Genomic DNA, 25,752 nt, shown 5'->3' on the forward strand with positions numbered 1-25,752 from the left:
TATCATTTTCCTAGATTCTCGCAATGGGCTCTGCCTTTCTTTTCTCGTCCATTGGTCGACATGAGCCGTTGAGCACTACGCTCAACGGGAGGAGCAGCCGGCGCGGCGGACCTTCGAAACGGCCCTCTATGCGATCCAGCAGCAGGGTGGCAGCCTCCGTCCCAAGAGCCGTCAACTCGCGATCGATCATGGTGATCTTCGGCTCCATCACGGTAGCAAGCATCCGATGGTCCGCGCCGATAATGGAGATATCCTCGGGTATCCTGAGATTATGCTCCCTCACGGCCTGCAGCACGCCGTAAAGGATCTGATTTCCCGCCGCCACGATTGCGCTCGGCCTTGTCTCGGAGAACATCTGGCAGGCAGCGCGATAGCCGTATTCGATCGACTGGGCGTCAGGAAAGATGCGTCGTTGCCCGGGCGTGACGCCGTGGGCAGCCATTTCGTCCCGAAACGCCCTGAGTCGCTCCCGGCCCGGCCGCATGGACTGCGCAGCCGTGATGAACGCGATGTCCCTATGCCCAAGGCCCAACAGGTAGCGGATGGCCTCGCGGGTGGCGTCATAGTGGTTGCTCAGCACCGCATCCGCAGGGACATCTATATCGCGATCCACGAGAACAAGCGGGCAGTCGACGCCGCGCAGGACCTGGAGCGTCCCGGCATGCTGCTCATTGGCGATCTGCAGCACGATTCCGTCCACCCGGTTGCTGCGAAATTTCCTCAGTGCCTCCATCTCGATTTCGGAATCGAAATTCGAGCAGGCAAGCATCACGGTGTAGCCCGCCTGCCGCATTTCCCTCTCAACCTGCTGGGCAATGATGGCATTCACACCGTTGGTGAAGTCGGGCATGAGGAAGCCGATGATCCGGCTCGAATTCCGTCGCAGGCTCTGCGCTGCCGCGTCCGGATGATAGTTCAGTTCACGCATCGCTTCGTGAACCCTCTGCCGGCTGGATTCCTTGACCGACGGATGGTTGTTGATCACGCGCGAGACCGTGACCAGGGAAATGCCCGCGGCGGCGGCGACATCCCGAATGGTCGGCCGTCTGAAATCCTGCTTCGTCCGTTTCGCTCTCGGCATATTATCCTCGGATCGCTCGCTGGAGGCGCCGGTCGAACTCCCCGACGTCGCGAACATTGCCGATTGACACGCCGTCTCGGCTATGAATGTATAAACGATATAAAAAATAGGGGGAAGGGGCTTGCGCTACGCTTGGACCATGAGGCTCAAACCCGGATGCGCGGGCGCCTATGTCCAGCTTCATCGCGACATATGGCCGGAGATGAGCGCGACCCTGGATCGGGCGGGGTACCGAAACTACACGATCTTCCTTCAGGACGACCTGCTCGTCGGATACTTCGAGTGCGACGACCTTGATGAATTGAAGCAAGTGCTGGCTGCGGACCCGACGGCGGCGCGCTGGCGAGTCTCTATGGCGGAGCTCGTGGACAACAGACCAGATCCGCGAACAGGGTTTCTCCCCCTCATGACCCCCGTCTTTCACCACGCAGGAGCGGCAGCTTCCCGATGAGACGCTTTCCGAAGATCAAGGCCATGCGGGCCTACGTTGTCAGCGGCGGCGGGCGCGGCGCCGATTACCACGACCAGGACAGCGGTCATTGGATCATCGATTCCAAATTCGCCACCCCGATGTCCACCTACAAGGATTATCGCGGCAGCCGTACCGAATGGGGCATCAATGTGCTCGGCGGGATCGTCGTCGAGATCGAGGCCGCCGACGGTACGGTCGGTGTGTCGGCCGGATTTGGCGGTCCACCTGCCTGCTTTCTGATCGAGAAGCATTTCAGCCGCTTCGTCATCGGCTCCGACCCTGCGGAAATCAACCGCATGTGGGACCAGATGTATCGATCCAGTCTCTACTACGGCCGCAAGGGCCTCCCGGTGGCCGCGATCAGCGCAGTCGATCTGGCGTTGTGGGACCTGCTCGGCAAGCTGCGTTCGGAACCTGTCTACCAGATGATTGGCGGCAAGGTTCGCGATGAAATCGAGTGCTACCAGACCGGCGCGCGGCCCGACATCGGCAAGGAATTGGGTTTCATCGGAGGCAAGGTCCCGCTGCCCTACGGACCCGCCGAGGGCAGTGAGGGAATGCGTCAGAACATTGCATTCCTCTCGCGGTGGCGAGATGCGGTTGGGCCCGATTTCCCACTCATGGCCGATTGCTGGATGGCGCTCACGCCGCGTTATGCGATCGATCTGGCCTGGGCCACGAGGGATCTCAACATCAACTGGTACGAAGAGGCGCTGTCGCCAGACGACATAGATGGCTACCGCGAACTGCGGCAGGCCTGCCCCTGGCAGAAATGGACCACCGGCGAGCACGAATATACGCGCTACGGTTTTCGTGAACTGTTGGAGACTCGTTCGATCGACATAATCCAACCGGACGTCATGTGGTGCGGGGGCCTTACGGAACTCCTCCGGATTTCAGCCATCTCGGCATCGTATGACATTCCGGTCGTGCCGCATGGGAGCGGCGCTTACAGCTATCACTTCGTGATTACCCAGCCACATATCCCGTTCTGCGAATACCTCAACCCAAGTCCGCAGTGCGACCGAATCCAGCCTGTCTTTGGCTCGCTGTTCAAAGACGAGCCCTTGCCGCAACGCGGGCGCGTGCGACTCCCGGACCTGCCGGGATGGGGCATGGAACTGGATTTGGCTGCGATATCCGCTGACGCGGCAATCACCAAGGCCGGCTAGAGCTATGAGGACGCGGCCCGAGATCAACGCTGAAGCCGGCGGGCACAAACCGACCGGGCTTTACGGCCGCAACGAGAGCCTCTGGCCATGTGGCTGATCCTCAAGCACAGCCCGCTGACGCGGCAATCACCAAGGCCGGCTAGAGCTATGAGGACGCGGCCCGAGATCAACGCTGAAGCCGGCGGGCACAAACCGACCGGGCTTTACGGCCGCAACGAGAGCCTCTGGCCATGTGGCTGATCCTCAAGCACAGCCCGCTGACGCTGGCATTGCTCTTCGCGCCCGGGCTGGTGGTATCCGCGATATTCCTCGTCTATCCCGTGATCAACGGCGTACGTCTTAGCCTGACGAACGCATCGCCGATGCGGCCTATCCAGCGTTTCGTCGGGCTGTCCAACTACACATATCTGCTCAGCGACCGGACGTTCTGGGAGGTTCTCGCAAACAGCTTCGTCATAGTCGGCGCAGCAATTGCCATCTCCATGGTCGCCGGCTTCGCCCTGGCGCTTTTGCTCAACCAGGGCCTGCGCGGAACGTATTTTTTTCGTGTCGCCGTGTTCCAGATCTGGGTCGTGCCATGGATCTCGGTCGCCATCCTCTGGGGGTGGGTCTTCAATGCCGACTATGGGATCGTCAACTACGTCATGGTGCGGATTGGGTTGATCGGCCACAACCTCAATTGGTTCGCCGATCCATATCTGGCCAGACTGGTCATCATCCTTGGCTTTGCCTGGCGGATGATCCCGTTCATGATGGTCGTCTCGCTGGCAGCGCTGCAAAGCATTTCCAAGGAAATCCTTGACGCGGCCGCAGTCGACGGCGCGGGTCCCTGGGAGCGTCTCAGGGACATCGTACTCCCGCTGCTGAGGAACATTCTCGTCGTGATGGGCCTTCTCCAGGGGGTCAAGCTATTCCAGGAGATCACCTTGCCCTGGGTGCTGACCCAAGGTGGACCGGTCAACGCAACCACGACGCTCAGCCTCTACGCCTACAAGCTCGCCTTCCAGCGCTGGGATTTCGGCCTGGCCTCGACCGTCGGGACGCTGTGGCTGTGCATACTGCTTGTCTTCGCGCTGGCCTATCTTCGGTTCTTCGTGAGCGCGCGCAATGACTAGCGGATCCAGCGCGAGCGTGCCTCTCCCCCGCCTCCATCCCCGCGCAGTGGCGAGCTACGTCGTCATAGTCGTGAGCCTCGTGCTCCTGCTCCTGCCTGTCCTGTGGATGGTGCTGACCGCCTTCAAGACGACGGACGAGGTCTTTCGGGTACCGCCGACGATCTGGCCCTCCGAGGCCAACTGGAAGCCGATTGCCTATGCCTTTTCCGGCAGCCTGCCGCGCTTCTTCCTGAACAGCATCATCATCGCGGCCTGTACGGCTGTGGTCACAACCGTCGTCGGCGCCTTGACGGGCTACGGCATTTCGCGTGCTCGCCATTGGTCGACCAGTGCGCTGCTGATGTTCTTCCTGGCCTCGATGGCCTTTCCGCTGCCTCTGCTGATGATCTCGATCTATTACCTGTTGTCGGTTCTGCAACTGCTCAACACTTATGCGGCCGTCATCATCGGCCATATGCTTCTGACCTTGCCGATCGTGGTCTGGCTGACAAAGGGCTTCATCGACGACCTGCCGGTCGAAGTCGAGCAGTCGGCCTATATCGACGGTGCGGGTCCCTTGCGCATCCTGTTCGACATGGTGCTGCCCATGATGCGTCCTGGCCTGGCTGCGGCCGGGCTCTACGTGTTCGTCACCTCCTGGAACGAGTTCGTCTTCGGACTGTCGTTCACCTCGTCGACTGAGATGCGGCCGTTGCCTGCCGGCATCAGCCTGCTTTTCCTCCAGGAGTTCCAATATCAATGGCCGGAAATGATGGCCGTGGCCACTGTGGCCACCTTGCCGATTCTCCTGCTGTTTCTCGCCTTTCAAAATCAGTTCGTGGAGGGGGTTACGGCCGGCGCGGTCAAGCATTGAAAGCGGCGAAGAACGGATCCGCACGGGACGTTCTCTCCGGATCAATAGGGAGGAAAGTGCAAATGAAGATGTTGAAACGAGCTACTGGGAGATGGGCCGCCATTCTGGCGGCTTCGGCGCTTGCGACCGGCGTTGCCGCGAGCGCACATGCAGAATCGATCAAGATGATGGGATGGGTCGGCCTGTTCGATTTTCAGAAGGCCGGATGGGAGAGGATCGTCTCGGATTTCGAGGCGCAGAATCCTGGCGTGACGATTGAATATATCGGCACCCCCTTCGAGGACACGCTCAACCAGGCGACAGTCGCCATCCTGGGCAACAACGCACCCGATGTCATCCAGATCGCCTCGAGCTGGGTTCCGCAGCTCGCCGGCATGGGCGCGCTGGAGCCACTGAGCGATCATCTTCCCGCCGATGAGATCGCGCAGTTCCCGAAGGCCTCTCTGGATGCCGCAACCATTGATTCCAAAGTTCTTGCACTGGACTGGCTGCCGGGCCCAATCAGCATGGGCTACAACCGCACGCTGATGAAGAAGGCAGGACTCGATCCCGATTCTCCACCCAAGACCTGGGACGAGTTCACCAACGCTGTCGACAAGATCTGCGCGCTTGGTGGAGACGGGGATGCCAAGATCTACGGTGTATCCCTACGCACTGCACGCAATCCCAACTCGGCTCACTGGGCTTTGCCGATCATTTGGGCGAATGGCGGTTCGGTCGTCGACGAGTCGGGCAAGGTCTCCTTCAATAATGACGGCGTGCGCAAGGCGTTCGATTGGTACCGGGACGTAATCCGCCGTGGTTGCAGCCAGGAAGCGTTCGACATCCAGGGTTCGCGAAACGTTTTTGCTCAGGGTCGTGCCGGCTTCATTTTCGAGGGTCCGTGGCTTCGCGGTCTGGTCGAGAAGCTCTCCGGCGGCAAGCTTTCAGTCGCCCCGGAAGGTGATGTCTGGATCGCGCCGGTGCCCGCCGCCGCCGATGGCAAGGTGAAGCAGATCGAGAATTCCAACATGCTTGTCATGACGAAGCAGGCGAAGAACAAGAAACTCGCTGCAAAGTTCATCTCCTTCGTGCTCGGCAACAAGGATACCGTGGAGTACTTCTACGAAACCTCGCAGCAGCTCACGACCGGACGCCTTGACATCCTGAAACAGGGCAAGATGGGCGCGGACCCGTATATCCAAGCATTCGTCGATACGCTGCCGGTGTCAGATCCGCTGCCCATCAACAATCCCCAGGTCAATGCGATCCTGGACGCGGTGACGCCTGCCTTGCAGAGCATTATCCAGGGCGGCGACGCCAATGACGAACTTTCGAATGCCGACCGGGAAATCGACCGAACTTTGGGTCAGTAAAGAGCCGTAAGCGTGCGCACCGCCCTCGGCAGTGCGCACGCTTCTTTCATTCGCCTTGTTCGGAAGTTCCATGACTGAGCATCTCACCAAGATCGGCTTCATCGGCCTGGGCAGCATGGGCTTGGCGCTTGCTCTCCGTCTGGAACAGTCGGGGAAGTTTCGCGTCGTGGGCTACGACCGCGATCAAGACCGGATGAAACGCCTGGCAGCGACGGAAGGACGTTTCGAGCTCGCAAGTTCGATCGATATTGCCGCCAACGACAGCCGATGCGTGATGACCTGCCTGCCATCTGCGGAGGCCGTGCATGAGGTCTATTGCGGGCCAGGAGGGCTGGCAGATCGCCTGATCCCCGGGCAGACAACGATCGATTTCTCAACCGTGCCGCCTGAACTTGCTGTCGAAACAGGCAAGCGGGTGGCCGCGGCGGGCGGTGCACATTTCGAGATGCCGGTCGTCGGCTCGATCCGCGACGCCGCCGAAGGTAAGCTGCACATGCTCCTGTCGGCCACCGACGTCGCGCAGAAGGACGATTTGCCGGATCTCATCGCTGAAGTCGTTTCGCTGCTGGCTTCAGCCTTCACCATCGCCGGTCCGCCGGGTGCGGCCTCTCGCTTCAAGATCATCCAGAACGGTCTTGGCCTTGTCCAGCTCAACGCCATAGCGGAGGCAATCGGCATCTGCGAGGCCTCAGGCTTGTCCAGCAAGGCCTTCGTCGATTTCGTTTCCGCTGCCCCCGGGATGGCGAACACGCCGCTTTTCCGGAACACGGCGCCGCTCATGATCGCGCCGGCCGGCGAGGAGCTGACTGCCCGCCTCGCGATCGCTGCCAAGGATTCGCATCTCTACAACATCATCGCCAAGCAGTCGGGAGCGCGTTCGAATTTTTCCAGCCTATCCTCGGCTCTTTTCGCCGAGGCCGAGGCCAGCGGCCTGTCGAATGCCGATTTCACCCAGGTATGCCGCCTTTTCTCAGTGGGCCGGCACTGACCGCCCGCCATCCGACCAGACAGTGAAAGGTTTCAAGAGTGGGTCGCAACCTCATTATCCTCATGTCCGATGAACACGGCCCGAGAAGCCTGGGGGTGGCAGGGCATCCGCAGGTCAAGACGCCCAACATCGACAAGCTGGCCGCCGCCGGAACGCGTTTTACGAGAGCATATTGCACGTCACCCATCTGCGTGCCGGCGCGTGCAGGCTTCGCGACCGGACTTTATCCGCACCAGAACCATTACTGGGACAATGCCTTCCCCTATGACGGCTTGGTCAAGGGCTGGGGACATCGCCTGATCGAGGCGGGCCACGAATGCGTTTCGATCGGCAAGCTTCACTATCGTAACGACACGGACGACACCGGTTTCTCGCGACAGATAGCTCCCATGCATGTCATCGGCGGACTTGGTGACCTGGTCGGAATGATCCGTAACGGTCCGCCGGTTCGTCACGGCGCGCGCAAGTATATCGAAGAGGCCGGCGAGGGCCGCACCGCCTATCAGCAATATGATGAGACGACTGCCAAGCTCGCCACAGAATGGCTCGGCGCGCATGCTGACGGACGGGAGGGCGAGACGGGCTGGCTGCTTTTTGTTTCCTTCGTATGTCCGCACTTCCCGTTGCAGGCTCCAGCCGAATATCTGGCTCTCTATCCGGAGCACGAGATCGTGTTGCCAGCGGAACTTCCGAGCCAGGACGATCTTCATCCCGCAATCCTGGAATATGCACGGCTGATGAATTTCCTGCCCAGCTTCACCGAGAAGCAGGTTCGCCGTGCCCTCTCGGCCTACCTGGCACTCGTGACATTCATGGATGCACAGGTGGGGCGTGTACTGGAGGCTGTTGAGAAGCTCGGGCTCGCCGAAGACACCACAGTGATCTACACGTCCGATCACGGCGATAACATGGGCCGCAACGGCCTGTTCGGGAAGTCGACAATGTATGAAGATTCGGTCGGCGTACCGTTGATCATCAAAGGCGCGGGCATACCGGCAGGCAGACAGATCTCGACGCCGGTCTCACATGTCGACATCCATCCGACCGTGCTGGAACTCATCGGCGTGAGCCCAAGCGCCGAAGACCAAAACCTGCCCGGGACCTCATTGCTGGCACAGATCGAAGGTGATCAGCGGCGATACCCTGTCTTGTCCGAGTATCATGCGACCTGCTCCACTGGCGGCATCACCATGCTTCGGCAGGGCTCACTGAAATATGTGCACTATGTGAACTATCCGGAGCAGCTCTTTGATCTGGATAACGATCCGGACGAGTTGCACGACCTCGCTGGCGACCAGCACTATCATGCGGACTTGGTTCGGATGCGGAACACCTTGCGCGAGCTGCTCGATCCGGTGAAAGTGGACGCCGCCGCCAAGGCCGAACAGGAAGTACGGATAGCGCTTCACGGTGGGCGTGAAGCGATCCTGGCGGGCGGGACCCTCGGCTACACGCCTGCGCCCGGCGAGAAGCCCGACATCTCCTGACGATCCCGTGCATCGGACCGAAAAGTGCGTCGCGGTTTTCGGATAAATCCGATTCACGGACAAAGGGACGCACCCGAAGCTGGCGCAGCCGGATTAGCCACCATCTGCCGTGCCAGCTTCAGAACCGCGTGCAACAGGCCATTTGCTGCGGAGCAGGCCTAAGATCTCAAGAGCGCAAGCTCATCAGCAGCAAGCCTATGCCCGCACCTTTTCGTCTCTCCTCAGAAGAAAGAAAATCTGCACGACGTTGACCACACAGGTGAACAGATTGAGCAGGACGATCGGGTAAGTCTGCGTCGCCAGCCCGTACAACACGAACATGCTCGATCCCGCGACACTGAGCGTCCGCAAGATGATCATCGACCGGGCAAGCGACGAGCCTGCCACAAGTGCTGTCGCGAGATATCCGACAGCCTCCATCCACTGCATCATCATCGACGATCCCTAGAGAAGGCGCCTTTGGGGGAGCCTCAGCGCTCCGCCGGAGAGAAGGCAGGGTGAGGGTGCTTCACCAGCGGCAGTCCGCCGCCGGCAAGGTCGCGGAGCAGGTCCGCCAGTCGCGAGGCGATGTGGTCCAGAAGCAGGCGCCCCTTTTCGGCCGTGGCGGAGGCTGCGTCCCCGTCGACGCCATGCATGCTGATGTCCTGGCTTTTCCAGCCCAGGCCGCCCAGGCGGCCCTCCTTCGGGTTAGCCGACAGCTGCTGCGTCGCCGATTCGATCGAAGCTGCGCCGTAGGGCGCCCTGACGGCCTTGCCCATGCGCACGAGGTCCGGCCGCAGATGCAGCATCAGCGACGTCTCGACGGCGCCGCCATGCATGGCGTAGCACATCTCCACCTCGTCGAAGAGGCCGTCCGGGTAGCCGGCGTCGAACCAGGTGGCATAGGCCGCGACGACGTCATAGCGCACCCGCAGATCGAGGCACACCGGGGCGAGCAGACCCGTCTGGCCGCCATGGCTGTTGAAGACAAGCAGCCGCTTCAGACCGGATCTTACGGCCCCTTCCAGCACGCGCGTCCACTGGCCCATGAGCTTGTGAGCGGGGTGATAGAGACTGCCGGCATAGTCGCTATGTTCCTGCGAGGCGCCCACCGTCTGCTCGGGCAGGATCACCACCGGCACCGTTTCGCAGAGCATACCCCGCGTGCGCTCGAGGATGCCGCGATTGATGAATGTATCGGTGCCGAGCGGCAGGTGCGTCCCGTGCTGCTCTATGGCGGCAACCGGCAGCACGGCCACGCAGTTGTCCGGCAAGGCCGCGGCTTCATCGCTGGTGAGTTCGTACCAGAATCGCGAAGTTGCCATATCAGCGCGCCTTTCCGGCCTTGCCCAGAGCGACGAGACCTGCCGCGACCGGCGCCAGATCAAGATCGTTGACGGTCTTGACCGTGTTCGCGATCCCGGTGGGGACGGCATCGTCCGGCCACCAGGCGGCGGCGATCGCACCGGCGATCATGGCTATCGTGTCGCTGTCGTTGCCGCCGTTGACGGCGGCAACAATGGCTTTCCAGGGGTCGCCCTCGGCGGCGGCAACGAGGCCGAAGGCATGCGGCACCGCTTCCGCCATGGCCACGCCGTTGCCGATCACTTCCGTGAGCTCGCGCACCGCGCCATCCATATCGCCCGCGAAGCGCTCGCCGATTTCGGCCGCGAGCGCGAGGCGCCGCTTCACGCCCACGCCTCCCGTCAGGCGCCCGCTCACCGGAGCCTGGGCAGCTCCCAAGCTGGCGCCATCGAGGCCGGCATCTATGATGGCGGAGACACCGCCGGAAGTTCCCCCCAGGCCGGCGGCGACTGCGGCGGCCACTGCGCCCGCCCCTTCATAGGCGATCTGCGTGTTGTGCGTCGGCGCTGCCAGCAGGCAGGCCAGCTCGGCCGCTCCCGCCAGGTCGCCGATGCGCGCGCAACCGGCCGCCGGAGCGCGCATCGCCGCGCCGTTCGATGTGCCGAAGGTGCAGGAATAGACGTCCGGCGTCGCGACTTCGAGGGGCGGGGTGCCGCCGCGAAGGCGCTCCACGGCCAGGCGCGTCGTCGGTCCGGCGAAACGGCGGAACATTTCCTCGTCGTCCGCCCAGGTCATCAACCCCTCCACTGCGTCCGCCAGCGTGGGCGCCCTGTCGAGTTCCACCAGCATCCTCGCCATGACGAGCATCTGCGTGGCGTCGTCGGTGAGGCTTCCCGGCGCGAGCCCCAGCGCGAAGGGGGCCTTCGGCGGCGGCGGCGACAGCATCATCACCGGACCGCCGAAAACCTCGACGATCTCATCGGGATGCATCCCTTCGGTGGCCGCACCCAGCGCGTCGCCGGCGCAGGCGGCGAGTAGAACCCGCTCGACCCGGCCGGAAAGCGTTACCTCATGCATCATCTGATCCTTTCATCAATCAGCGGCTGCGCGCGCCGCTCAACGGTGCTCCAGTCGGGAAGGCCGCCTTCGACGAACAGGCCGGCGGCCGTACTGGCGAAGATCAGGGCTTGCTTGAAACCTCTTCCTTCGCCGGACATCTTCGCGAAGGCGGCCAGGAAAACGTCGCCTGCTCCGGTCGTGTTCTTCGGAGTGATCGGCAGCGCCGGCAGCGTGAAGGTGGTCTCGCCATCGCAGGCGATCAGGCCACCCGCGCCGAACGTCACGCAGGCTCTCGATCCGTTCCGCGCCAGGAATTGCACAAGCCGCTCGCCGGCCTCGGCCATCGGCAGGTCGAGCTTTTCAAATTCAATCCAGCCGGCCAGCAACTGTGCATTGGCGATCACGAAATCCGCCAGCCGGGCCACTTCGAAGGCCTGTTCCCAACCCCAGCGCTTGGCTTCGGGCAATTCGAGGTCCAGAGCGGCGCGGGCACCGGCGGCACGCGCGCGTTTCATCGCCGTTGCGACGGCGCCGGCGTGATAGAGATTGGTGATGACGATGTCGTGCGGCTTCGGCGCGAGGCGCCGACCGATCCGTGCCAGAGTGTCTTCGCCCAATGGATCGATGAGGATGGCCTTTTCGCCGGTGTCGTCGAGGATGACGATGGTGAAAGCCGTCGCCATGCCGGAGACGATATCGATGCCCGATGTCGTCAGGCCGATTTCCTCGAGCGAGGCAAGCAGGCTACGGCCGGTCTCGTCGTCGCCTACCGGCGCCATCAGCAGTGCCTCTTCCCGCCAGCGGGCCAAGGCGGCCGCGACATTGCGCGGCGGGCCGCCAGCGACGTCCGTCATCGACTGGATGAAGGCCTTCTCGTCGTGGCCGGGCAGGTTATCGACCTTGACCACCTTGTCCAGTACGACCGGGCCGAGACAATAAAATGCGCCGGTGCTCACGAGGCGGCGACCCGCTGACCCGAAACCCGGTCATAGGCCAGCAATTCGCCGTCTGCGATCGTCATGTAGACGGTCGTACCGTGCGCGGGAGGCTGGCTCGCGGACGGCACGGTCAAACGGGCGCCGCCGATATCGACATGCGCGAGCCACGACCCGCCGATATACTCGCAGGACGTGATGTGGCCGATGAAGTCGGCCGAAGCTTCTCCGGAGACGAAGGCCAGCCGTTCGGGGCGCAGCCCGAGCCGCAGTTCGCGGCCCGGCAGCCCGTGCAACCTCCGCCCGAGTGCTGTCTCAGGGCCGTAGGGCTGACCGCAAACCAGCCAGCCGCCACCGCCGTCCTGCGCGAGATCGACCAGCACGGCCGGCGGATTTCCGACGAAGCCGGCGACGAAATCCGTGGCGGGCCGCTCGTAAATGATCGTTGGCGTGTCGTGCTGAAGAATTTCGCCATTAGCCATGACGGTGACCCGGTCGGCCATGCTCATGGCCTCCTCCTGGTCGTGCGTCACCATCACCGTGGTCAATCCGACATTCTCGTGCAGCTCGCGCAGCTCCACGCGCACGCTCTTGCGCAGCACCGCATCGAGGTTGGAGAGCGGCTCGTCCAGGAGCAGCAGCCGGGGACGGATGACCAGGGCGCGGGCGATCGCCACGCGCTGCTGCTGCCCGCCTGACAGCTCCTGCGGCATGCGCCGGGCAAAGCCTTCGAGCTTCACCATGGCCAGGGCCTCGGCGACCCGCTCGCGCGCTTCCTTCTCCGGCACGCGCCGCATCTCCAGGCCGAAGCGGATATTGGCCTCGACACTCATATGCGGAAACAGCGCGTAGCTCTGGAAGACGATGCCGATGTCCCGTTTGTAGGTCGGCACGTCGTCGATGCGCTGGCCTTCCAGCGTGAGGGTGCCGCTATCCGCTTTGACCAGGCCCGCGATGATCTTCAGCAGCGTGGTCTTGCCGCAGCCGCTCGGCCCGAGCAGCGCGACGAACTCCCCTTTCGACACGTCCAGGGAAATGTCCTTGAGCGCGGTCAGGGCGCCGAATTTCTTGACGACGGAGTCGATCGAAAGCTGCACCGGTGCGTCGGTCATCTTGCCTGCTCTTCCTGCGCGAGCCGCGCCAGCGCTCCGAGGCCGACCAGGATCGCGGCGTTCTGCCCGGCGCCCGAACGATGCGCTTCACCGGTCACGACATTGTCACCGACCGAGCAGACGGAGCCGCCGCGCCGGCCATAGAGCGTGCAAAGCGTCAGCACCGCCGCCGTCTCGCGATCGGTGTTGAGGATGCCGGCGCGCCGCCAGTAGTCGATGATCCCCTTATGGTCGTCCTGCAGATAGCCGTCGGGGCCAGGCCGCCCCCAGCCGCAATATTCGCTGTCGCCGGTGCGCGTAATGCCGACATGGTGCGGGCAGCCGATCTCCGCCGCCTCGGCGGCCATCGCCCTCACCACCCGCCAGTCGGCAACGGCGGGATATTCGGTACGCACATGGCTCTTGGTCATACCTTCGTCGCGCACGGCGCCGGAGGAGATGACGACATCGCCAACACCCACCTTCTCGCCCCAGCCGCCGCAGCCGCCGATGCGGATGACCGTCCGGGCGTCGGTGTAGTTGAAGAGATCCATCAGGGCGAGCTCGGCTTCCGGGGAGCCGCTCCCCCCCGATACGACGGATATCGGCACGCCCCGATAGGTGCCACTGACGGTGGTGAAGAGCCCGGTCCTTGCCACCACGACGGCATCGTCCAGGCAGGCGGTGATGGCATCGTCGGCCGCGCCTTCACCGACGACCAGCGGATCACGCACCGCGAGGACCACCGATGGAGCGATCGTGTCACGCCGGAAGCCGGTGAGGAGCGGAACCCCGTCTCGGGCGAAGGACGGCATGCGGTCGAGATAGGGATAGTCCTGCAACATGATGAACCTCGGTCTGTGCTGTGTCTGGGAGAGGGGCGGCGCTAGAGCTGGCGAGACCATTTGAATGCCCATTCCCCCAGCAGGACCACGACGAGCACCAGGGCGATAATGAGGGCGCCGATGGCCAGCGTGATGGGGTCGATGCCTTCTCCGCGCAGCTGCGCGTAGACCCGCACCGGAAATGTCAGCCATCTGGCGCCCGCGATGAGGGATGAGACGACGACGTCGTTGAACGAGATCAGCAGAGAAAGCGCGGCGCTGGACACCAGCCCCGGCATGGCCAGCGGCAGCGTGACGCGACGGGCAACCGTCAGAGGCGGTGCGCCGAGCGAGGCAGCAGCGGCTTCGATCTGCGGGTCCAGCCGCTCGAAGGTGGAGATCATGATGCGGGTGGTCAGGGGCATGGTGACGACGGCGTGGGCGAGCACCAGCGCCAGCAATGTTCCGCTGATGCCGACCATCGAATAGATCTGCAGCAGCGAGATCGCCCACACGATGAGCGGCAGCACCAGCGGCGCCATCAGGACGGCGGTGATGATGCCGGCGCCGGGTATCTTGTAGCGGGAGAGCGCGAAGGCAGCGCAGGAGCCGAAGACGACCGATATGAGGCCGGCTACCACTGCGACCAGGCTGCTGACGCCGACCGACGAGCGGTATTCGGCGCTGGCCCACGCGGCCTCATACCAATGCAGCGAATAGGCGGCCGGTGGAAAGCGGAAGAATGCCGCATTGTCGAACGAGGCGAAGACGAGAACAGCGATCGGTGCGAGCAGGAAGATGTAGGCGAGGATCGTCCACACCGCGCCGATGGCGGAGAGCAGCGTCTCTTGTTTCATGCGGCCCTCCTGCCGCGGGTGACAAGGCTCTGCAGTCCGGTCGTCACCAGCAGGCACACCGCCAGCACGGCCAGCATGGCCACCGCCAGCGTCGAGGCGAAAGGCCAGTCGAGCACGAGCGCGGCCTGCTGATATGCGATGATGCCAAAGGTCGCGATCTTGCCCTGGCCCAGGATCTGCGGCGTCACGAAGCTGGTCAGGCAGGCGCAGAACACCAGCACGGCTCCGGCCACGATGCCGGGGACGCTGAGCGGCAGCACGACGCGGCGGAAGACCGTGGCGGGCGGCGCACCGAGCGAGGCCGCGGCGTCCTCGACGTCGCGCGGCAGGCGCGACATGGCATTCACCAGCGGCAGGATCATCAGGGGCAGGAACGACTGGACCAGGCCTACGATCACCCCCGTCTTGGTGCCGAGAAGGCGCAGGGAAGATCCGATGAGGCCGAACGCCTTGAGGATGCCGTTGAAGATCCCCAGCGGCCCCAGAAGGTGGATGAGCCCGAGCGCGGGGAGCAGGGCTCCAGAGACGAGAGGGACGAGCGTGAGCGCCAGGAGCAGGCCCTTGGCACGGCCCGCCCTGCGGACGATGAAGCGGCTGACGGGCAATGCGATGACCAGGCATGCCAGCGTGGTGACGCCGCTCAGGACGACCGTGTCCAGCATGACCCGGGCGAAGAACGGATCCTCCAGCAGCCGATGATAGTTGGCGAGAGTGAGGCCGTCCTGGAGCATCAGCGAGCCGGGAGCCCTCACCTTGAGGCTGGACAGCACCAGCCAGACGAACGGCGCCAGGAATACGCCGCCCGACAAGATCAGAGCCGGCAGCAAAAGCAGGGTTGCGTTCTTCTTCATGTGATCGCGGCTTTCGGCTCCGAACGCGCCGCACATCGGCCCAGGCAAAGCCCGGCCGCTGAGACTGCGCCCGAGAAGGCGGCTGCACGAAGAGGTCCGCAGCCGCCTTCTCGATTTCAGGTAACGGTCCCCTACTGGCCGAGGATCTCCTTGTTCCAGCGCAGGGTCCAGGCGCTCCGCTGGCTCATGAGATAGGGCCAGTCGAGCTGAACCAGGCTGTCCACCTCTTCCGGCTTGTCGACGACCTTGTCTGATATGTCGGCAGGAAGCTCGACATTCTTGTTGGTCGGGCCGAAGAAGAGCTGCTCGGCATAGTCCGTCTGGTTCTTGACGCCGATCGCCAGCTCGGCGAACTTCTTGGCAAGCTCCGGATTGGGGGAATTCTTCACCAGGCAGAGCATGTCGCGCACGACCACCGGGCCGGGATTCTTCGGGAAGGCGAAGCCGAGGTCGGGATGGTCCTTGAGGGCCGCGATGACAAAGCCGGAAATCATCGGCGCCATCGCCACCTCCTCAGCGTCCATCATGCCGAAGATCTCGTCCAGGCTGGTGTAGGTGAGCGCGACCGGCGTCAGCTCGGCCAGCTTGCCGAAAGCCGCGTCGGCGTCATGCTCGTCCTTGCCCGCCACCCGCGCGGCGATGCCGAGGATGCTGTCGGACTCCGTGCTGGGGTACGGCGCAAGCGCGATCTTGCCCTTGAATTCGGGCTTCCACATGTCGGCCCATTCGGGCGGCTGCGGCATCAGCTTCTTGTTGTACGCAATGCCCAGGGCGTTGATGCTCATGGCGTAGCAGCCATTGTTCATGCCTGGCCAGATGGCCTTGTACAGGTCGCCATCGGGATCGGGCGCCACGACAATGCCGTCTTGCAGGGCCTGCGGGGCCTCGTAGATGTTGACGAACGCCACATCCATGGTCGGGTTGTTCTTCTCGGCATAGATGCGGGCCATCCGATCGCCCGAGCCGCCAAGCACGAACTCGACCTTCGCTCCGGTCTCCTTCTCCAGCGGTTCTGCGGCGTTCTGGCGCAGCAGCCTTTCGATATCGCCGCCCCACACGCCGACGACCAGGGTTTTGCCGGTAAAGTCCTGCGCGTGTGCCCCAAGGGGCATCGAAGCCAGCGTCGCGCCGGCGAATACGGTGCCCAGAAGCTTGTTCAGTCTCATCTCACTCCCCTCACTGTTCTTGCCTTGCGCCTTCGAAACGCAGGCAAATCGAAATCGCGACGCCTGCCGCCGCCGGCGAGAGCTCCCCGTTCATACCTGCGGGGAGATTCCTGCCCGTGCGGGTAGACTCGCACAGCCGACCTGTCAAAGCGGTTTGCCACCCAACTCCGGAATGCTAGCTGCAACGTTTATTGTTGCGCTAGCAGCAAAATTGGCTCTTACTGATCGAATTTTTCGAGCGCTGGCAGGCAGGATCGATGCAGCTTCTCAAGACGTCGCTTCGCTATTTCGAGTCTGCCATCCGACTCGGCTCGATCCGCAAGGCCGCCGATCAGCTTCACGTCGCCTCCTCGGCCGTAAACCGGCAGCTCCTGCTCCTCGAACAGGAAATGGGCGTCGAACTGTTCGAACGGCTGCCGCGGGGGATACGTCCCACTGTGGCGGGGCAGGCGCTGCTGACCCAGATCAAGCGCTGGGATCGCGAGACCACCCTCCTGATGCAGGAAATCGGTGGGCGGAGCGACGGCGTGCGCGGCACGATCCGGATCGCCATTTCCGAGTCGTTCTTCGACAACATCCTGCCGAGGGCGATGGCGCGCCTCCAAGCTCACTTTCCACGTGTCGATCATATTGTGATGTCCGGCGACACATACCGCATGATCAACGAATTGCTGACCCAGGATGCCGATGTCGTTATTGCCTACGACGTCAGCTCGAACATCCGGGTCGACATCGTCCATTCCGAGATCGACCCGATCGGTGTCATTGTCGCGCCGGGCCATCCGCTGGAAAACCATGCCAGCGTGTCCTTGGAAGATTGCACGCGCTATCCGGTAGTGGCTCCCGGCGGGCATTGGCTCTCGGTCGGCCGCCTCAACGCGCTCTTCCAGGGAGAGCACGAGTTTGAGCAGATCGTGGCCCACGCCGAAAGACCGAGCATGGTCACCGCGCTGGTCAAGGCAGGGCTCGGCATCGCCTTCATGTCGTCCCTCGGGGTGCGGACGGAAGTCAGCGAAGGAAAGCTCATCTGGATTCCGCTCGAACCCGGGGTGATTGAACCGTCGCGCGTGACGATGCTTGGCCCGAGGCGCCGCCCGCTTCCCAGCTACCTTTCACTGTTCATCGAAATCCTGAAGGCTGAGTTCATCGATTACGCCCGGCTGAATTCACCGCCGGCTTAGCGAGATGACGTCACGTGGTGCCGTGAGCGCCTGAAGAGCGTGACGGTTCACGGGGCGAGATGTGGAATTCATTGGCTGCGTCCGCCGAACCGATTATGCTTTTCCTTGCAAGAGGGGAACTCCCATGTCGGGCTACTTCGGCACGGAGATGCAGCGACGCCTGCAAGCGCAGGCCGAAGCGAACGTCGCTTTCAGCAACGCGACGCCCGGCCTGTGCCAGACCGGCCGCACGATGGGCTGCGACGATACGGATCGGCTCGGGTGGGAGCGGATCGAGCAATTTATCGACCGTGACGGCGTCTGCGGTTTCCGCCTGATCCCGGCGGGCAAGGCAGAGGAACTCAAATCGCGTCTGGCGGAGCGGAATTTCCGGTTCGACACCTGGGATGTGTTCCTGGCCGACCGGGCCACTGCTCTGGCGGCGTCGGAGACGATCGTCTCCCGGGGCCCGCCGAATGGCTTGATCGATTTGGAGAGGCCGACCGATCCCGAAGGCGAGTACACGGCGCGCATTCAGGCGCTCATGGGGGGAGCCGGTGTGGTGCCGTTTTCCGGTTCGCTGCTCGTTGGAGCGTTTGGCCCGGCGACAACTTTGGCAGTAGGCGACGACAAGGGAGCCGTTTTGGCGGCTGCGCATGGCTACCTGCCGCACAATACCTACAGTCCATATCACGGCTATGCTTGGGGTGGGCTCGTCGCGGTGGCGCAATCGCAGCGAGGCAAAGGCCTTGGCAACTATGTCAACGCTCGCATGATCGTCAGTGTGTTCCGCGAGCTGGATGCCACACACATCTATGAGCTCGTGTCGCCTTCGAACGTGCCATCCCGGCGTATGGTCGAGTCGTGCGGGCTTCGGCCCGAGCCGGATCTGGTCTGTGGGATCGCGACTTCCAACGACAGCGCGAGTTTCACCCGTTAGGCAAGTCTAGTTTGCCTTCGGTGAGCCAAGCATCTGCTCAAATCCGGAAATGAGGCTTTCAATCCCAAAGTTGAAGGCAGCATCCATTCCGCAATCTTGCAGTTCGCAAAAAAGATCATGCAAAAAGGGGGGTACTGCCCCTTCAGGCGCGTCCAACTCTTGTCGCACCGCGTGGTCGACGTCGGCCGCCTGCTGCTCAAGAACAGACCCTATGACATAATGGCTGATCGCTGCGAGCGCCCAGACAGCAGCTTTCGGGTCGAAGCCCGCAGCGCAGAGCAACCGGATCTGTGCCTCGGCAGTTCCAAACTGCGGCTGTGTCGGCCGCGTGCCTGCATGGACGCGCGCGCCATCGCGATAGGCTAGTAGCGCGGTTCGGAAGCTCAGGGCATTCTCTTTCAGAAATACACGCCAGTCCTCGCCCTCATGGGGGAGCGCGCGTGCGTGTCTTTTCGCCAGCATTGCCTCGGCCAACGCATCGAGAAGGGCGCGCTTGTTTTGAAAATGCCAGTAAAGCGCTGGCTGCTGAACGTTGAGGCGCTCAGCAAGCTTCCGTGTGGTCAGCCTGTCCATGCCGACTTCATTCAGCAACTCCAACGCCGCCTCGACCACGGTCTCTTTATCCAGTTTGGACATCCATCTTCCGCTCTCATGGCTTGACAATTTATCATTGATAAGGTTCGTGTCCACGTCCTTATCATTGATAAATTCCGTTCTTACCGGAGTAGGTCCTGGGTCTTTTCAAGTGAACAAGCCCTCCATCATTGCCCTGCTGATAATCAGCCTCGACGCAATGGGGTTCGGCCTCATAATGCCGGTGCTGCCCACGCTTTTGCGTGAGCTTGTGCCCTCCGGGCAGGTGGCCGGACATTATGGCGCTTTGCTATCCCTCTATGCATTGATGCAGGTCCTTTTTGCGCCGCTTCTCGGTCAACTGTCGGATGTCCGAGGCCGTCGGCCGGTGCTTCTGGCTTCTCTTGCAGGAGCAGCGGTCGATTACATGATCATGGCATCAGCGCCTGTATTATGGGTGCTCTATATCGGCCGGCTTGTCTCCGGCGTCACGGGAGCAACCGGGGCGGTGGCTGCCTCCACCATTGCGGATTCGACAAAGGAAAGTTCCCGCGCGCGCTGGTTCGGCTACATGGGGGCTTGCTATGGCACTGGAATGATTGCCGGACCCGCACTCGGGGGAGCGCTCGGTGGCATCTCCGCTCATGCTCCATTCATTGCCGCCGCGATGATCAATGGCGGAGGGTTCCTGCTTGCTTACATCTTCCTCAAGGAGACTGGCCGCGGTCATGGCAAGACCGGGATTCCGGTTCGCTTCAACCCAATCATCCTGTTCCGGCTGGATAATCCGCTACGCGGGTTGGCGGCGCTTCTTGCCGTCGTTTTTATTGTTCAACTGATCGGCCAAGTACCTGCTGCCCTGTGGGTCATCTATGGGGAGGACCGTTTTCAGTGGGACACCACGACAGTCGGCCTGTCGCTGGCGGCGTTTGGTGCAGTGCATGCGATCTTCCAGGCGTTCGTAACTGGACCGCTTTCAACTTGGCTCGGAGAACACCGCACACTTCTCTTTGCCATGGCAGCGGATGCGGCAGGATTCTTTTTTCTGGCATTTGCCACCCAAGGATGGATGGTGCTCCCGATACTTTTCCTGCTTGCTGCCGGTGGAATCGGTATGCCCGCCTTGCAGGCGATGCTCTCAAGAAGCGTCAGTGGCGATGAGCAAGGAGCGTTGCAAGGAATGCTCACGAGTCTGACCAATCTAAGCTCTATTATTGGGCCGCTCGGGTTCACGGTGCTTTATTCCTCGACCAGGGTAACGTGGAGTGGTTGGGCTTGGGTCGTGGGCGCGGCGCTCTATCTGGTGTGCCTGCCGATACTCCGCAGACCTCTTGCCGCGCGCCGGCCGCTGATCCGCAATTACGAAGAAATGGTCAGCCTCGGTACCCGAAGCGAAGATTGGGGCCCAAACTCAGACGACGGCGATCGCCGGCGAGACTTATAAGAGCTTCATAAGAGCCTGGTCGTTCAGCAGGAGCGCAAGCCGTCCCGAATGTCTCTGTCAACGTTCCGTTCGACCAGGCCCGACACCCGGCTTTGCGCCGAGCGCAAAGCTGCCGCGGCTTGAGGTCGGGCCCATGCTGCCGCTCTATCGTGCGAGCTTCAGAACCGCATGCAGCAGTACATTTGTCCCCGCGGCCAGATCTTCCGGCGAAGCATATTCCTTCACATTGTGGCTGACGCCGTCGCGGCACGGCACAAAGATCATCGCAGTCGGGGCGACCTTGGCGACATTGGCCGCGTCGTGAAGGGCGCCGCTTGCCATGCGGCGACAGGAGTATCCCTGCTCTTCCGCACTGCGCTCCAGGGCCGTGATGCAGGTGTCGTGGAATGCCGTCGGAGGAATGGTGATGCGTTCGGAAACAGCCACCTCGCAGCCGGACGCTTTGCCGGTCGTCCCGCAGACGGCTACGCATTCCTGGGTCAGTTGTTCGAGCGTGTCTGCATCCGGATGCCGGATGTCGACGACGAACGATGCATGACCGACGATGGTGCTTGGACCGTCTGTCGCCGTCCGCAGTTGGCCGACGCTTACCCGCGCCGCGGAGCCGTACCGGCGTCCTATTTCGTTCAGAGCCACCAGCATGCGGGCCGAGGCGAACAGCGCGTCCTGCCGCTGGTCCAGCGGCGTCGTTCCGGCATGCGCGTCGGTCCCCCTGACCTCGACGTCAAGCCAGCGCAGCCCCTGCACAGAGGTCACGATCCCCACCTGAAGACCTTCCCGCTCGAGGGTCGGGCCCTGTTCGATGTGCAGTTCCACGAAGGCACCCAATGGAAACTTGTCGGCGCTGTCGCCGAGCCAGCCGCGCTCGCGCGCTTCTTGCAGGAACGGCGTGCCGTCGGCCGTCTTGACGCGGGCAAGCGCTTCGTCGTCGAGCAGGCCAGCATACCAGGCCGAACCAAGAAGGCCGGGAGCGTAGCGGACCCCCTCCTCGTTCGTCCAGTTCACGACGGCGAGCGGCGCAGCGGTCTCGATCCCTTCGTCGTTCAGCGTCTCGATGACTTCGAGCGCAGCGAGCACGCCGGAAATCCCGTCGAAGCGGCCGCCATGCGGCTGCGTGTCGAGATGGCTGCCCGAGGCGACAGGCAGGCGCTGGGGATCACTGCCCGGGCGAACTGCGAACATGTTGCCGGCCCCGTCGACATGCACATCAAGGCCGGCCTGTCTGCACCAGGACGCGAGTAGTTCGCGGGCTTCCGCATCCTCGGCCGTCATGGCCAGCCGGCATGACCCGGTTCCGTCGATCGCGCCTATTCGCGCCATTTCCATGTGTCGTGACCAGAGCCGCTCCGCGTCGATCGAGATCGTCGAAGGCGACCTGTTTGCCGGATAGTTCATCAGAGGGTCCTTTCCTTGCGCCCGCTGACGAGCTGCGAAACCATCACCGCAACCACGAGCGCCCCGCCATAAAAGAGGTCGTGGACAAAGGTGCGGAAGCCGAGCACCGACAGGCCATTGATGCCGGTGACGAGGAAATAGACAGCAATCACGGAGCCCCACGCATTGAAGCGGCCCGGCTTGATGCAGGTGGCGCCAAGGAAGGCAGCGGCGAAGGCCGGCAACAGCAGCGTCGTGCCCGAAGTGGGGTTAGCCGACCCTGTCGTGCCCGTATAGAGAATACCGGCGAAGGCTCCCATCATGCCCGATACGACAAAGGCGGTGATGCGCACGCGGCCGACGGCGACACCGGTCAGGCGTCCGACTTCGCGGCCGCGGCCCGTAAACAGCAGCTGCTGGCCGAAGGCGGTATAGGACAGGGCATACCAGACGAGCGCGGCCAGCACGACTGCGTAGTAGAAGCTGACGGGAACGCCGAAGATCCGCTGGATGATGACGTACTGCATGAGCACGCGGGACACGCCGCTGATCGTCTGGCTGTCGCTCATCCACAAGGTGATGCCATGCAGGAAGGTGCCGACGCCCAGCGTTACGATCAGCGAGTGGACGCGGAAATAGAGAGTGATCGCCCCGTTGAGCAGGCCGACCAGGGCGCCCGCTGCGAGCGCGATAGGGATTATGTACCCGATCGGCACGCCGATGCGGGCGCTCAGGATCGCAGTGAGCATCGACACAAAGGTGAGCGTCTGGGCGATGGAGAGATCGAAGTCGCCCGCCGTGAGCGGGATGATGAGGCCCAGCGTTATAATGACAAGCACCGCTTCCGAGCCGAAGATGCTGGAGAAGTTGGACCAGGTGAGGAAGGTTTCGGGACGCAGGACCCCGAAGATCGCGATCACAGCCAGCCACACGATGATGAGGCCGAACCGTTCGAGTTGGTAGCCGGCATTAGCCATGATCGACCTCAGGCATGCTCATATGTCCTGGTTTCTCCGTAACAGGCCGCTTCGATGGAAGATTTCGTGACCTCGTCGCCCCGAAGCTCAGCCTTGATGCGGCCCCGTTCGAAGACGAGGACGCGATGCGCGATCAATTCGAGCTGCTCGAACTCCGAAGTCGCGCAGATGACGGCTGCACCTCCGGCGCAGGCTTCGAGCAGGCGCTCGTAGATCTCGCGGCGCGCGCCGACATCGATCCCCTGCGTCGGCTCGTCGAGGAGCACCAGCTTCGGCTCGAGCTGTAGCCATTTGGCGAGCAGCAGCTTCTGCTGATTGCCGCCCGACAGTTCCGACGCAGCCTGTTGCGGCGCCTCCGCCTTGACGACGAAGCGGCGCATCAGTTCGGCCGTTTTCGCCTGTCGCGCGCGATGGTCGAGCAGAAATCGGTGGTCGCCACGCGCGGCCATTGGCAGCATGGCGTTTTCAGTCAGGCTGAGATCAAGCGCGAGCCCGAGCTTCTGACGGTCGGCGGGTATGAAGGCGACGCCGGCGGCGATCGCATCCGCCGGCCGAATACGGGCGAGATCATGAACAGCGCCACCGGCCATGGCGAGCCGTCCGGCGCTGGCAGGCTGAGCCCCCGCGAGGAGACGGGGGACCTCGTCATAGCCCGAGCCGATCAGCCCTGTCAGACCTAGGATTTCGCCCCCCGCAACGTCGAGGTCCAGGTTTCTGACGATCCGGCCGGAGAGTTTGCTGGCAGAGACCGCCGGGGCGCTTGTGGAGGGCGCGGCATGCACCAGCCTCTGCTGCGACAGGGAACGGCCCACGATCGCCTCGACGGTGCGCGCCCTGCTTGTGCCTGCAGTATTGAAACTGTCGATCACCTGCCCATCGCGCAGGACGGTAATGCGGTCGGTGATCTCCATGACTTCGTCGATGTCGTGCGACACGAAGACGATGCTGACGCCCGTTTCCTTCAGCCGGCGCATCAAGACGAACAACTCGCGCACGCCCTCGATCGGCAGGAAGGGGGTCGGCTCGTCGAGCACGAGCAGGCCGGGTGAAGCATGTTCGCTATGCGACCCGACCCTGTCGGCCGCGCGTACGATGGCAAGTTGCGCCCGCTTTACGGGCGAGAGATCGCCGACGGTCGCCCAGGGATCAAGGTCGAGATGGTGCTGCTCGAACAGCCGTCGTGCGCGGGCCGCCTCGGCCCTCCAGTTGACGAACCATTGCCCGACGCGGGCGTGATCACCCGCGATGAGGTTCTCCAGGACGGTGGCTTCCAGGAGCAGGCCGAGATTCTGGTGGACGAAGGCGAGGCCGATCTCCTCGCTGCGGCCGAGCGGGATGGGCAGGGGCACCGTCCTGCCATCGACTTCGAGAGTGCCCTCCTCCGGCTTGTGATAGCCGGAGAGGATCTTGATTAGGGTGGATTTCCCCGAACCGTTTTTGCCAAGCAGACCGTGGATCTCACCGGGCATCACGGCAAGGTCCGCACGCGACAGCGCGTGGACCCCGCCGAAGGACTTGGTCAGTCCTCTGATCGCCAGCCGGGGAACAGACGTTCCGGTCACTCGGCGTTCTGCCAGAGCTTGCGATAGCCCTCCACATAGGCGTCGCCGTAGCCCTTGGCGGCGTCGGCGGGATCGCCCACTTCAGTGATGTTCTCAGCCGTGAAGACGCGCAGCGGCACCTTGGAGTCGCGGATGGTCTCCTTGCCGCAGAGCAGACGCATCTCCGCGTCGAGCATGGCGTGCGCGATCCAGTCGAGGTTCTCGCCGATATCCATCTCCACGTCGCCGGCGCGGATCATGTCGAGCACGAAGGGCGTGCCGTTGAAGGTGGCAACCTTCACCTGCTCGCCGCGGCCTGCGATGGCGATCGCCGGCGTGACGAAGGTCGACATGCTGTCATAGATCGGGATGACGTAGTTGAGATCGGCGTTGGACTGCAGGGCGCCGGCGACGGTCGGCTGTACTTTGGTCGCCCAGTCGATGATCGGCACGTTTACGATCTCGTACTTGCAATCCGTGCAGCGCGTGTCAAAGGCCTCCTTGAGGCCGCTGACAATCGAGTCCGTCGAGAGCGCCTCGTTCGAGACGAGCACGAGGGCATTGGTCTTGCCGCCGGTCTTGGCGATGGTCCAGTCGGCCATCAACTCGCCGGCCTTGCGGTAGTCGATGGCGACGGCCGCATCGACGCCCGCAGGCGCATCCTGCTCCAGCCCGGTCAGATGCGACGTGACGACCTTGACGCCCTTGGCCTGCGTCTGCATCACCTGCGGCTCGAAGAAGCGCGGGTCCGCCCCCGCCAGCAGGCTCACCAGGCCGAAGCCGTTATTGGAGGCGTAGTCCATACCCTGGATCCACTGGGTAGGATTGCCCTGGTTCTCCCACTCCATATGTTCGAAGCCGAGATCCTTCGCGATCGCGGTCTTATGGTCGCTGATGGTCTTGATGAAGGGGATCGCGCTCGAGGCCGGGATCGTGAAGATCTTCTTGCCGGCCATGCAGGCCTTGGCATCGAAGGGGGCGCCGGCCGGCACGAAGTCCGGGATCTTGGAATAGGCCGCAATGTTCTCCTTGGCCTTCTCGACACCATCCTGTGCGGAGGCAGGCACGAGCGCCGCCAGCACCAATGCGGATGCCATGCCTGTGATCTTTGCAACGCGTTTCATCTGTTTCTCCCTCTGTGAGACGCGGAAGT

Annotated in this window: 24 protein-coding genes and 1 pseudogene; 10 read left to right on the forward strand and 15 right to left on the reverse strand. The window is 62.9% G+C overall.

Going from position 1 to position 25,752, the window contains the following annotated elements; all coding sequences use genetic code 11:
* Positions 1-10 precede the first annotated feature (10 nt).
* On the reverse strand, positions 11-1,081 hold the full coding sequence (locus SAZ10_RS07540; protein ID WP_318608598.1) for a LacI family DNA-binding transcriptional regulator: 1,071 nt from the start codon (positions 1,079-1,081) through the stop codon (positions 11-13).
* A 121-nt stretch (positions 1,082-1,202) separates the two neighbouring features.
* Between SAZ10_RS07540 and SAZ10_RS33565 the strand changes: the two genes are divergently transcribed.
* From SAZ10_RS33565 to SAZ10_RS07570, 7 genes are all read left to right on the forward strand, one after another.
* On the forward strand, positions 1,203-1,532 hold the full coding sequence (locus SAZ10_RS33565; protein WP_412535176.1) for an L-rhamnose mutarotase: 330 nt from the start codon (positions 1,203-1,205) through the stop codon (positions 1,530-1,532).
* Positions 1,529-2,725, forward strand: a complete 1,197-nt coding sequence (rhmD, locus tag SAZ10_RS07545) for an L-rhamnonate dehydratase (RefSeq protein WP_318608599.1) — start codon at positions 1,529-1,531, stop codon at positions 2,723-2,725. Before SAZ10_RS33565 ends, rhmD begins: the two co-directional genes overlap by 4 nt.
* A gap of 230 nt (positions 2,726-2,955) precedes the next feature.
* Positions 2,956-3,840 (forward strand): sugar ABC transporter permease, encoded by an 885-nt coding sequence (locus SAZ10_RS07550; RefSeq protein WP_318608600.1) that lies wholly within the window; start codon positions 2,956-2,958, stop codon positions 3,838-3,840.
* Entirely contained in the window at positions 3,833-4,693 is an 861-nt protein-coding gene (locus tag SAZ10_RS07555; RefSeq protein WP_318608601.1) for a carbohydrate ABC transporter permease, read from the forward strand. Before SAZ10_RS07550 ends, SAZ10_RS07555 begins: the two co-directional genes overlap by 8 nt.
* A 62-nt stretch (positions 4,694-4,755) precedes the next feature.
* Entirely contained in the window at positions 4,756-6,048 is a 1,293-nt protein-coding gene (locus SAZ10_RS07560) for a sugar ABC transporter substrate-binding protein (RefSeq protein ID WP_318608602.1), read from the forward strand.
* A 70-nt stretch (positions 6,049-6,118) separates the two neighbouring features.
* Positions 6,119-7,036 carry an NAD(P)-dependent oxidoreductase gene (locus tag SAZ10_RS07565; RefSeq protein WP_318608603.1) on the forward strand — a complete coding sequence of 306 codons (918 nt, stop codon included), beginning with the start codon at positions 6,119-6,121 and terminating at the stop codon, positions 7,034-7,036.
* Between the two features lie 38 nt (positions 7,037-7,074).
* On the forward strand, positions 7,075-8,523 hold the full coding sequence (locus SAZ10_RS07570) for a sulfatase-like hydrolase/transferase (protein WP_318608604.1): 1,449 nt from the start codon (positions 7,075-7,077) through the stop codon (positions 8,521-8,523).
* A gap of 195 nt (positions 8,524-8,718) precedes the next feature.
* Here the strand turns inward: SAZ10_RS07570 and SAZ10_RS07575 are convergent, their stop codons facing one another.
* The 9 genes from SAZ10_RS07575 to SAZ10_RS07615 form a co-directional block, all read right to left on the reverse strand.
* Entirely contained in the window at positions 8,719-8,958 is a 240-nt protein-coding gene (locus SAZ10_RS07575; RefSeq protein WP_318608605.1) for a hypothetical protein, read from the reverse strand.
* Between the two features lie 35 nt (positions 8,959-8,993).
* Positions 8,994-9,827: a creatininase family protein gene (locus tag SAZ10_RS07580; RefSeq protein ID WP_318608606.1), complete on the reverse strand. Its 834-nt coding sequence runs from the start codon at positions 9,825-9,827 to the stop codon at positions 8,994-8,996.
* A gap of 1 nt (position 9,828) precedes the next feature.
* Entirely contained in the window at positions 9,829-10,887 is a 1,059-nt protein-coding gene (locus tag SAZ10_RS07585; protein WP_318608607.1) for an ADP-ribosylglycohydrolase family protein, read from the reverse strand.
* Positions 10,884-11,822 (reverse strand): carbohydrate kinase family protein, encoded by a 939-nt coding sequence (locus tag SAZ10_RS07590; RefSeq protein ID WP_318608608.1) that lies wholly within the window; start codon positions 11,820-11,822, stop codon positions 10,884-10,886. Before SAZ10_RS07590 ends, SAZ10_RS07585 begins: the two co-directional genes overlap by 4 nt.
* A complete protein-coding gene (locus SAZ10_RS07595) occupies positions 11,819-12,913 on the reverse strand; it encodes an ABC transporter ATP-binding protein (protein ID WP_318608609.1) in 1,095 nt (364 codons plus the stop codon). The genes SAZ10_RS07590 and SAZ10_RS07595 overlap by 4 nt, the downstream gene beginning before the upstream one ends.
* Positions 12,910-13,737 carry a nucleoside phosphorylase gene (locus tag SAZ10_RS07600; protein ID WP_318608610.1) on the reverse strand — a complete coding sequence of 276 codons (828 nt, stop codon included), beginning with the start codon at positions 13,735-13,737 and terminating at the stop codon, positions 12,910-12,912. Before SAZ10_RS07600 ends, SAZ10_RS07595 begins: the two co-directional genes overlap by 4 nt.
* 41 nt (positions 13,738-13,778) lie before the next feature.
* A complete protein-coding gene (locus SAZ10_RS07605; protein ID WP_318608611.1) occupies positions 13,779-14,573 on the reverse strand; it encodes an ABC transporter permease in 795 nt (264 codons plus the stop codon).
* Positions 14,570-15,424, reverse strand: coding sequence for an ABC transporter permease (locus SAZ10_RS07610; protein ID WP_318608612.1), 855 nt, complete (start codon positions 15,422-15,424; stop codon positions 14,570-14,572). The genes SAZ10_RS07605 and SAZ10_RS07610 overlap by 4 nt, the downstream gene beginning before the upstream one ends.
* A gap of 131 nt (positions 15,425-15,555) precedes the next feature.
* Positions 15,556-16,590: an extracellular solute-binding protein gene (locus SAZ10_RS07615; protein ID WP_318608613.1), complete on the reverse strand. Its 1,035-nt coding sequence runs from the start codon at positions 16,588-16,590 to the stop codon at positions 15,556-15,558.
* 257 nt (positions 16,591-16,847) lie between these two features.
* Here SAZ10_RS07615 and SAZ10_RS07620 point away from each other — a divergent pair, with 257 nt between their 5' ends.
* Positions 16,848-17,771 (forward strand): LysR family transcriptional regulator, encoded by a 924-nt coding sequence (locus SAZ10_RS07620; protein ID WP_318608614.1) that lies wholly within the window; start codon positions 16,848-16,850, stop codon positions 17,769-17,771.
* 124 nt (positions 17,772-17,895) lie between these two features.
* A complete protein-coding gene (locus SAZ10_RS07625) occupies positions 17,896-18,690 on the forward strand; it encodes a GNAT family N-acetyltransferase (RefSeq protein WP_318608615.1) in 795 nt (264 codons plus the stop codon).
* A 6-nt stretch (positions 18,691-18,696) separates the two neighbouring features.
* Here SAZ10_RS07625 and tetR read toward each other — a convergent pair whose 3' ends face one another.
* On the reverse strand, positions 18,697-19,326 hold the full coding sequence (gene tetR / locus SAZ10_RS07630; protein WP_318608616.1) for a tetracycline resistance transcriptional repressor TetR: 630 nt from the start codon (positions 19,324-19,326) through the stop codon (positions 18,697-18,699).
* A gap of 157 nt (positions 19,327-19,483) precedes the next feature.
* On the opposite strand from tetR, the pseudogene tet reads away from it, so the two are divergent.
* Positions 19,484-20,599, forward strand: a pseudogene (tet, locus tag SAZ10_RS07635) (Tet(A)/Tet(B)/Tet(C) family tetracycline efflux MFS transporter); the annotation flags it as partial.
* A gap of 252 nt (positions 20,600-20,851) precedes the next feature.
* On the opposite strand, the gene SAZ10_RS07640 reads toward tet, so the two are convergent.
* From SAZ10_RS07640 to SAZ10_RS07655, 4 genes are read right to left on the reverse strand one after another with little or no spacing between them, the layout of a single operon-like run.
* Positions 20,852-22,102, reverse strand: coding sequence for a M20 family metallo-hydrolase (locus SAZ10_RS07640; protein ID WP_318608617.1), 1,251 nt, complete (start codon positions 22,100-22,102; stop codon positions 20,852-20,854).
* Positions 22,102-23,058 carry an ABC transporter permease gene (locus SAZ10_RS07645; RefSeq protein ID WP_318608618.1) on the reverse strand — a complete coding sequence of 319 codons (957 nt, stop codon included), beginning with the start codon at positions 23,056-23,058 and terminating at the stop codon, positions 22,102-22,104. Before SAZ10_RS07645 ends, SAZ10_RS07640 begins: the two co-directional genes overlap by 1 nt.
* A gap of 8 nt (positions 23,059-23,066) precedes the next feature.
* The gene (locus tag SAZ10_RS07650; protein WP_318608619.1) at positions 23,067-24,620 is read right to left on the reverse strand and encodes a sugar ABC transporter ATP-binding protein; all 1,554 of its coding nucleotides are present in this window, start codon (positions 24,618-24,620) and stop codon (positions 23,067-23,069) included.
* Entirely contained in the window at positions 24,617-25,723 is a 1,107-nt protein-coding gene (locus SAZ10_RS07655; RefSeq protein ID WP_318608620.1) for a sugar ABC transporter substrate-binding protein, read from the reverse strand. The genes SAZ10_RS07650 and SAZ10_RS07655 overlap by 4 nt, the downstream gene beginning before the upstream one ends.
* Positions 25,724-25,752 lie beyond the last annotated feature (29 nt).

Origin of the sequence: Mesorhizobium sp. BAC0120, from assembly GCF_033542235.1 — a bacterium.
Taxonomy (GTDB): Bacteria; Pseudomonadota; Alphaproteobacteria; order Rhizobiales; family Rhizobiaceae; genus JAWRCU01.